The sequence below is a fragment of the Actinomycetospora sp. genome, from assembly GCF_036497245.1.
Taxonomy (GTDB): domain Bacteria; phylum Actinomycetota; class Actinomycetes; order Mycobacteriales; family Pseudonocardiaceae; genus Actinomycetospora.
The window spans coordinates 1-7,650 of sequence record NZ_DASXJS010000091.1; the positions used below are offsets into that span (position 1 = coordinate 1).

5 protein-coding genes are annotated in these 7,650 nt (G+C 71.8%); 3 read left to right on the forward strand and 2 right to left on the reverse strand.

Annotated elements, in window-relative coordinates; translation table 11 throughout:
• The coding region (locus VGI02_RS10170) for an aminotransferase class V-fold PLP-dependent enzyme (RefSeq protein ID WP_331627220.1) at nucleotides 1-637 on the forward strand (637 nt) is incomplete at its 5' end.
• Between the two features lie 26 nt (nucleotides 638-663).
• Here the strand turns inward: VGI02_RS10170 and VGI02_RS10175 are convergent.
• Nucleotides 664-3,798, reverse strand: coding sequence for a tetratricopeptide repeat protein (locus tag VGI02_RS10175; RefSeq protein ID WP_331627221.1), 3,135 nt, complete (start codon nucleotides 3,796-3,798; stop codon nucleotides 664-666).
• Nucleotides 3,799-4,490: 692 nt separating this feature from the next.
• On the reverse strand, nucleotides 4,491-5,237 hold the full coding sequence (locus VGI02_RS10180) for a hypothetical protein (protein ID WP_331627222.1): 747 nt from the start codon (nucleotides 5,235-5,237) through the stop codon (nucleotides 4,491-4,493).
• 299 nt (nucleotides 5,238-5,536) lie between these two features.
• Between VGI02_RS10180 and VGI02_RS10185 the strand changes: the two genes are divergently transcribed.
• Both VGI02_RS10185 and VGI02_RS10190 read left to right on the forward strand, forming a co-directional pair.
• Nucleotides 5,537-6,580, forward strand: coding sequence for a hypothetical protein (locus VGI02_RS10185; RefSeq protein ID WP_331627223.1), 1,044 nt, complete (start codon nucleotides 5,537-5,539; stop codon nucleotides 6,578-6,580).
• Between the two features lie 20 nt (nucleotides 6,581-6,600).
• The gene (locus tag VGI02_RS10190) at nucleotides 6,601-7,446 is read left to right on the forward strand and encodes a hypothetical protein (RefSeq protein ID WP_331627224.1); all 846 of its coding nucleotides are present in this window, start codon (nucleotides 6,601-6,603) and stop codon (nucleotides 7,444-7,446) included.
• Nucleotides 7,447-7,650: the final 204 nt, after the last annotated feature.

The window sequence follows — 7,650 nt, forward strand, 5'->3', positions numbered from 1 at the left end:
GGAGTACGACGTCGTCGCCGTGAGCGTCGCGCAGTCGGCCGACGGCGCGCTCGTCGACCACGAGGCGCAGCGCGCCGCGACCGCGGCAGGCGACACCGTCGTCGTCCTCGACGGCACCCAGTCGGTCGGCTGGCTGCCCGCGGACCTGTCGTGGGCGGACGCCGTCGTCGCGGGCGGCTACAAGTGGCTGATCGCGCCGCGCGGGGCCTCCTGGCTCGCGTGCTCCGGGCGGTTGCTCGACCGGGTCACGCCGAGCGCCGCGGGCTGGTACGCGGGCGACGACCGCTGGCAGCGCACGTACGGCTTGCCGCTCGCGCTCGCCGACGGGGCGCGGCGCCTCGACGTCTCCCCCGCGTGGGCGTCCTTCGTGGGCGCGGCGGTCGCCCTGGACTGGCACGCCGGTCTGGACCGCGCCACCGTCCACGACCACGGCGTCGGGCTCGCCGGCCGCGTCCGGAAGACATTGGACCTGCCGCCCTCGGCGTCGCCGATCGTCTCGATCCCGCACCCCGACGCCGGGGACCGCCTCGCCGCGGCAGGCATCGGCTGCGCGCCCCGGGCCGGCGCGACCCGCATCGCGTTCCACCTGCACAACACCGACACGGACGTGGACCGACTGCTCGACGCGCTCATGTGAGCGAGGCGGGCCACCGCTCCGGGCGGTCACCGCACCGGGTAGGAATCCGGCGTAGGAACAGGCCCACCACGGACACCTCCTTCCAACCGGTAGAGCCGGAGAACGTCGAGATGGTTGCTTCCCAGCACGCGCCGCTGGCGGACCCGCACGTCGCGCAGCCGCAGCGCAGCGTCCCCGAGCTGGCCCAGCACGGCGGCGATCTGGGCCCGTTCCTCCTCCGCTCGCAACGTCGCGACCGCAAGCGACCCCTGAGTGACTGTCACGAGCCGGACGAGATCGTCGGCCTCGGCCTCGGCTTCGACCTCACCGACCCGCCGCGTCATCCGCCACAGCTGCAACCGTCCGATCCGCGCCCGCACCGTGTGGGGATGAGTCCTCCCACGCAACAATTCGAGATCGTGAACGAGGTCCTCGTACGCCCGCGCGGCCGAGGGCAGCCGCCCGACCTGCAGCAGTGCCCAGGCAAGTCGGTACCTGCTCGTCGCGGTGTGTGGGTGGTCGGAGCCGAGCAGCCGGACACGGTCGTCGAGGACACCCCTCGCCGCGTCCACGAGCCTCTCGTGGCGGCCCGCTGCACCGTCCAACCAGACCAGCCGGTCCCGGGTCGCCAGAGTGTCCTCGTCGTCGGGGCCGAACTCCAGGGTCTGTGCCCCGAGGACGGTACGCAGGATGGTCGAGGCTTCCCGGTGCGCGCCCTGCAGACCGAGCGCGAGCGCGAGCGCGTGTTGGACCTGGAGGTTCCGCCGATCCATCCAGGACGTTGGCGCGACCCGGTCCGCAGCCAGAGCCCGGAGCCGACCCTCAGCATCCGAAAGTCTGCCGCGATGGAGGACGACGCGCGCGATGCGGAACCGCGCGTCGAAAGTCGCGAGGTGCTCGTCGCCGAGAACGCGCCGGCGGTCAGCGAGCAGCGCGACCAGCTCCCGGTCTGCCTCCTCGGCACGCCCGGACCGGAACAGGGCCCAGGCGTGCATCTCCCGGCTCTCCATGCTGTATGGGTGATCGCTTCCGAGGAGCTCCTCCCTCGCCAAGACGATTCGCCGCAGTTCTTCCTCAGCGGTCGCGGGGTCCCCGAGCCGCATGGTCAGTACAGCGAGGTTGTGAGCGTTGACCAGCACCCGACGGTGAACGACGCCGAGCACCTTCTCCTGGGTCGGGAGGAGTTCCGAGTACATCTCCTTCGCTGCTCGGAGCTCGCCGGCCCACATGGCCGCCCACGCCACGCGGCTACGCACCATCAACGTCAGCGGATGGTCGTGGCCGAGAATGCGCTCGGACGCGTCCAGCAGCGCGGCGAACTGTTCACGGGCGGGCCCGTGCGCGCCGAGCCGGCTCAACGCCCACGCCAGCCGGTACCGGGTCGAGAGGACGTCGAGGTGGTCGGGCGACCCGAGCGTCCGCGTGCGCTCGGCGAGGACCTCCTCGAACTCCTCGACCGCGGCCGGTCCCTCGCCCAACATCACCCGCACCCAGGCGAGCCGGTGCCGGGACGCGAGCGCGGCACGCCGGCCGCCCGGACCCTGTTCGTCGCGCCGCCTCACGACCAGGGTCAGCATGTGCCGCGCCTCGACGAGTGCGTCCTGCTCCGCGAGCACCCATCCGAGCGTGTCGAGGACCGAGATCGTGACTTCGGCCTCCGGCCCGAGGACTCGTTCGCATGTCGCCGCAAGCTCCTCCAACAGGATGCGCGCCCGAGGCAGGTCGCCACCGCGGTCGAGCGCCGTGATCCAGGCCCGGGTCAGGCGGGCGGCGAGGACGGACGGGTGCTCGGAGCCGAGCCACCGATACCCGTCGATGGCGCCGTCGAGCAACGCGGTCGCACACTCGTGACGACCGGATCGCATGAGAGCCGTGGACGTGCGGTCGGCGAGAGCGAGCACCCGAGCGCCGATCTCGGGCTCGACCCGCCATGCGCCTAAGGCCGGACTGGTGACGAGCTCATGGACGTGCGGCTCGATCGCGACGACTGCGGGCCAGTCGCCGGGCTGGCCCGCGTCGATCTGACCTCGCTCGATCTCCAGTAGGTGGAGGGCCAGCGTGTCCAGGAAGAGGGTCACCGGCCCGTCCCCGTAGTCCCGCCGGGAGTGCTCGGCGATGGCAGGGTGGACGCGAAGTGCAGCGCGAGCGCCATGCGGCCCGGCTCGTTCCACGAGGCCGACCTTGACGAGTGCCGCGATTCCCTCGGCTGTGTCGCCGTCACCCAGACCCCCGACCGAAGGCCCGGGGACCTCGTCTGGCCGGGCCGCCAGCCCCTCGGTAAGGGCACCCGGTCGTATCAGGATTCGCTCGGGCACCGGCTCGTCGGCCGCGAAGCACGCGAGCAGGCGCAGCAGGACCCGACCTCGGTCGCGGTCACGACCGAGAGCGTCGAGACACACCTCGTAGACGGCGCTGACCGGGTCGCCCCCGGTCTCGGTGGCGATGCGGTCGATTCGGTCGAGGTCAGGGCGCCCGCTACGGGCGAGCAGGTCTCCCACGCTCGCCAGAGCGAGCGGGAGCCCGGGGAGCAGGTCACACAGTCGACTCGCCAGCTCTTCGCCCCGCGCTGTCGTGCCGATCGACGGTCTGCCCGATTCGTGCCCGGCGAGTTCGAAGCGGTCGAGGACGACCTGCTCAGCGTGGAAACGGCTGAGCTCGGTCACGCGCTGGACGCGGGCTGGGGCCCACTGCATCCCGGTCCCGCCACGGGTGGTGATCACGATGGCCCCGCTTCCGCCGGCGCGCCGAGGACCGCCGCCGACCACCTCCCAGGTGGTGTCGTCGAGTACCAGCAGCCACCGTTCCGTCGGCTGCTGCACGGCGAGCAACCTCCAGAGGGCCTCCACGTACTCCTCGGGGACGCTCGAGCGACCGTGAGCAGCTTGGAGGGATGAGAGCGGAACATCTCGCGCCAGGGCAACCTGCTCGAGTCCGGCGATGAGTGCGCTGCGCTCCGGCGCTGAGATCCAATACGCAGGGAACCCCATGTCCATCACCCGTCGCGCGACCTCGGCCGCAATGGTGGTCTTGCCCATTCCGGCCTCGCCGACCAGTACCTCGCAAATTGCGCGCCCGTCGCACACGGCACTCGCCAGGGCGTGCACCATCGTCGTCCGGCCGCGAACCCTCCGGGCGGGCCGCACGTCGTCGGTGAACACCACCCCGGAGACGACCGGAGACATGGCCGTGGACGTGCTCAGGACGCCCGAGGCCTTGTCCGGGGCCGGAGCGGACGGGTCGTCCCAACCACCCGCCATCCGTGCCGCTCGGTAGAGGTTCGCGTAGCTCCCTCCCCCGTACAGCCCGTCACCCTCGTCCCACCTGCCTCCCGCGAGCTCGACGAGCTCGCGGGCACGGTCCGGCCCGGCTTCCAGCGACCATCGCGCCGGGTCGGCCGGGAGCTCGTCCGTCATACCGATCCTGGTGAGCAGGGCCCGATCCACCGTCGCCGGATCACCGAGCAGCGCCCAGATCTCCCGTGCCCAGTCCGCTGCGGGATCGGTGCTCGACGGGGCAGGCACCGAACGGGATTCGCGCGCCGCGGTCGCGGCCTCACGCCGGTGGCGCCGGCGCGCTTCGACCCGATCCATCGTCCGCGCCATCAGGGCGAGCTCATCGTCCGACACCGACGTCCGCTCGGTCCCCGGCCACCCACCAGGTGCCAGCTCCTCGACGACCCCGAGGATATCGGCCACGGTCGGATCAGGCTCGCCGTCATTCCGCGCCACGGCTCGGAAACGTGCCGCCATGGCCTGGCGAGCGGCCGCGCCGCTCGCGGAGGCGCGGCGCTCGAGAACGTCCGCCACGAGACCGGCTTTCGCCCGACTCGCGTCGGACAACCCGGTTCCGGACGCGTCGTCGCTGCTGTCCGAGTTCATGATCCGTAATCACCACCTTCGCCGTGCCGGTTGTCGTTCTGGAGGTATTCGAGGAAGCCCTGTCGGAGCGCCAGGAGACGATTCGCGGAGAGCCCGACCACCTGTGCGATCCGCGACCACGACCATCCGGTGTCCGCCCGGATCAGGAAGGCGCGGCAGAGACCGGGATCGAAGTTGTGCAGTGCCGTGACCAAGGCCTCGATGTCCTCGGAGGCGATCAGCCACTCCTCCGGTCCGAGGTCCTCGTCACAGGACTGCGCGAAGTCCGGCTCGTCGAATCCCGGCGCCTCGCTCGCCAACCGCCGGCGAGCACGCCACCAGCCCCTTATCGGGTTCTTGAGGTGAAGCAAGAGGCCGTTGAGGAAGTAGGCGCGCAGCGGTAGGCCCGCGCCCGGCCGCCAACCCTCACCTCGGAGAAGGCAGGTGACGAAGTAGTCGAGCTGTTTCTCGAAGGCGATCGAGAACATTTCACGTAACGCGTGAGGGTCTTGTTGCAGCGCCTCGCGTTCCGTTTCGGTGAGGCGGATCGGGCGACGGAGCCTCTCGGTCCGATGGCCGAGGGACCCGCCCAGGACCATCGCCTCGACAGCCGGAAGACAATGTGCCCAGAGATCGACCTGGATGGTCACCCACAGTGGTCCTTCGCACCCGCTCTCGGCGAGACGCCTCACGATCTCCTCATCGCTCAGGCCGTCGAGCATCCGCACCCCCACGTCATGGTCGCCGCGCCGCTCGAGCATCACGGTGCCTCCTCCGGGGACGCCCCTCGACCCCCTCGGGAACACCTAGGTCCAGCGAATCCCCAGTTCACCCGCGGACCGCCTCGGCACCACGCGAACCGGGTGACACCGTGCTGCCCGGACCTACTCCTGCCACGACGGCGTCGACACCGGACGCTGCGGGCGGGAGCAGGATGATGACGACGACACGGCACGAACGACACACGGCGGCGTGGGTTCTCGCCAGCCTGATCATCGCTCTCGTCGCGGCCGGATGTTCTCCACCGACCGGATCCCCGAGCGTCGAGCGCGCCGCCGTCGTAGTGGCGCATCACGACACGGAGCTGCCCCCCGCCCTCTCGGACGCCGAGCGGGCCGGATTCCGGGCGCTGGCATCGGGCCGGGACGACGCGGTCGTCTCGGTCCTCGCGGCGGGCGATCCCCTCATCGAGGACGTGGACCTAGAGCCGCGGAGAGCGAACGGCGAGATCGAGCATGGTCCGCGACGCGACGCGCTCATCGAGGCCCGTCTGACTGCCCTCGACGCCACGATCGAGCGCGCAGCGTCGCGCTCGCGGAGCACCGACGTGCTCGGCGCGCTTGGGAACGCCGTTCGCCTCGGGTCGACGACCGTGCACGTCCTGTCAGCTGGCCTGAGTGACACCGATCCGTTCGACATGCGGGTGTCCGGGTGGGACGCCGACCCGCAGCGCATCGCGACCGATCTCCGGGCGGCCCACGCCGTTCCCGACGCGGCCGGTCGCACGCTCGTGCTCAGTGGATTGGGCCGGACGGCCGGGCGCCAGCCACCCCTCGACGAGTCGGCCCAGCAGTCGCTGCGCGCCCAGTGGACAGCAGCGTGCGCCGCGACCGGGGCGCGCTGCGTGATCGACGACGGGACCCGGCCGCTCCGCGCCGGCGTCCGGACGGACGTGCCTGGACCGGTCTTACCCGTAGAGCGGGCGAGCACACGAGCGACGGTCGCCGGCGGCGTCGAGCTCTCCCTCCCGTCGTCGGTGCTGTTCGTTGCCGGCTCGTGCGCCCTGCGCGACCCTGCCGCGGCCGCCTCGCTCCTCGCGGGCGTCGCGGATCGACTCCGGACCGGGACGGGCACGGCGTCGGTATCCGGACGCACGGCACCCGTCGGTCCTGGCGACGGCGTCGAGCTCGCCACGTGCCGAGCCCGGGCGGTCGCCGGGCTCCTGCTCGGGGCGGGCGCACCCGCCGCGGCACTGACCCGGATCGCCGGGGACGGCTCCCTCGCCGACCCACCTTCGGCGTCTCGTGACAACGAGGGACGACCGGACCTGCGGACCTATCCGAGCCTGAGGCGCGTCGTCGTCGTACTGACCCCGGTCCGGCCCTGATCCCGAGAGAGGTAGTCCCCATGTCCACTATCACCGTCCCCGAGCCACCACCGGGCGCCGAGGAACTACCTCCCTCCGACGACCACACCGGATCCCGGCTGCGGGGCAAGCTCGCCGTCGCCCGCCACGACCTCGCCGCGGTCGGCGACCGGGTCGTCCCGGACGCGCACGGCAGCGCAGACACGGTGCGGGGTCTCAGCGAGCGGGTGAAGAACCTGAACCAGGCGATCCGCACCGACCGGTCACCGGAGCGGCATCGCCGGATCTCGACCGGCCAGCGTTGGCTTCGCCGCCTCTTGCCCGTGCTCGATGGCGCCATCTTCTGGTGGTTCCTCATCGGCGTTCTGAATGTCGACGTGCGCCTGCTCGACCCGAGGTTCGTGATCGCCGTGGCACTCGCCCTGCTCGCCACCGTCTCCCTCGCAGCATGGGCCGCCGTCGTCGGGGAGCACCTCGCGCGGTTCGTCGACGACCGCCGACGGGCGGCCTGGGCCGACGTGGATGCGGTCGGCTGGTCGATGACGGTCCTCACCGCAGTCCTGTGGGTTCTGATCGCCGCGATGATGTGGGTCCGGGTGCGCGACGAGGTGCTGCAGGCGACCGGTGTCCTGGACCTCGCGGGCGCCGTCATCGCCTCGGCTCTGGCCGCCGCGGTCGTCGTCGTGAACGCCTATGTCCTCTACCTGTCCTGGTTCGACGGCAGCGACGAAACGCGGGAGGCGGAACGGCTCGGCCGCATCCTGATGCCGCACTTGCGTGAACGGCAGCGATTGGCGCGACGGGTCGCCAAGCTCACCGAGCGGCGGGCGGCCCGGGAGTCGGCACGGCGGGCGACCGACCGCGGACGCCGCCACCCATGGCCGTAGGTGGCCTCCGGGCCCGTGAGTACTCCGGCGTCATGGCGCCGGAGCGCTCACCTGGCGTCAACTGCCGAGCGCCCAGCCCACCGGGGCGGCCAGGCGCAGCGCCTCGGTCGGCCCCCAGGTGCCGGGCTCGTAGGGGTACAGCTCGCCGGACCGGTCGAGGGCGGCCCCGGCGGCGTGCCAGACCTCCTCGAGCCCGTCGGGGCG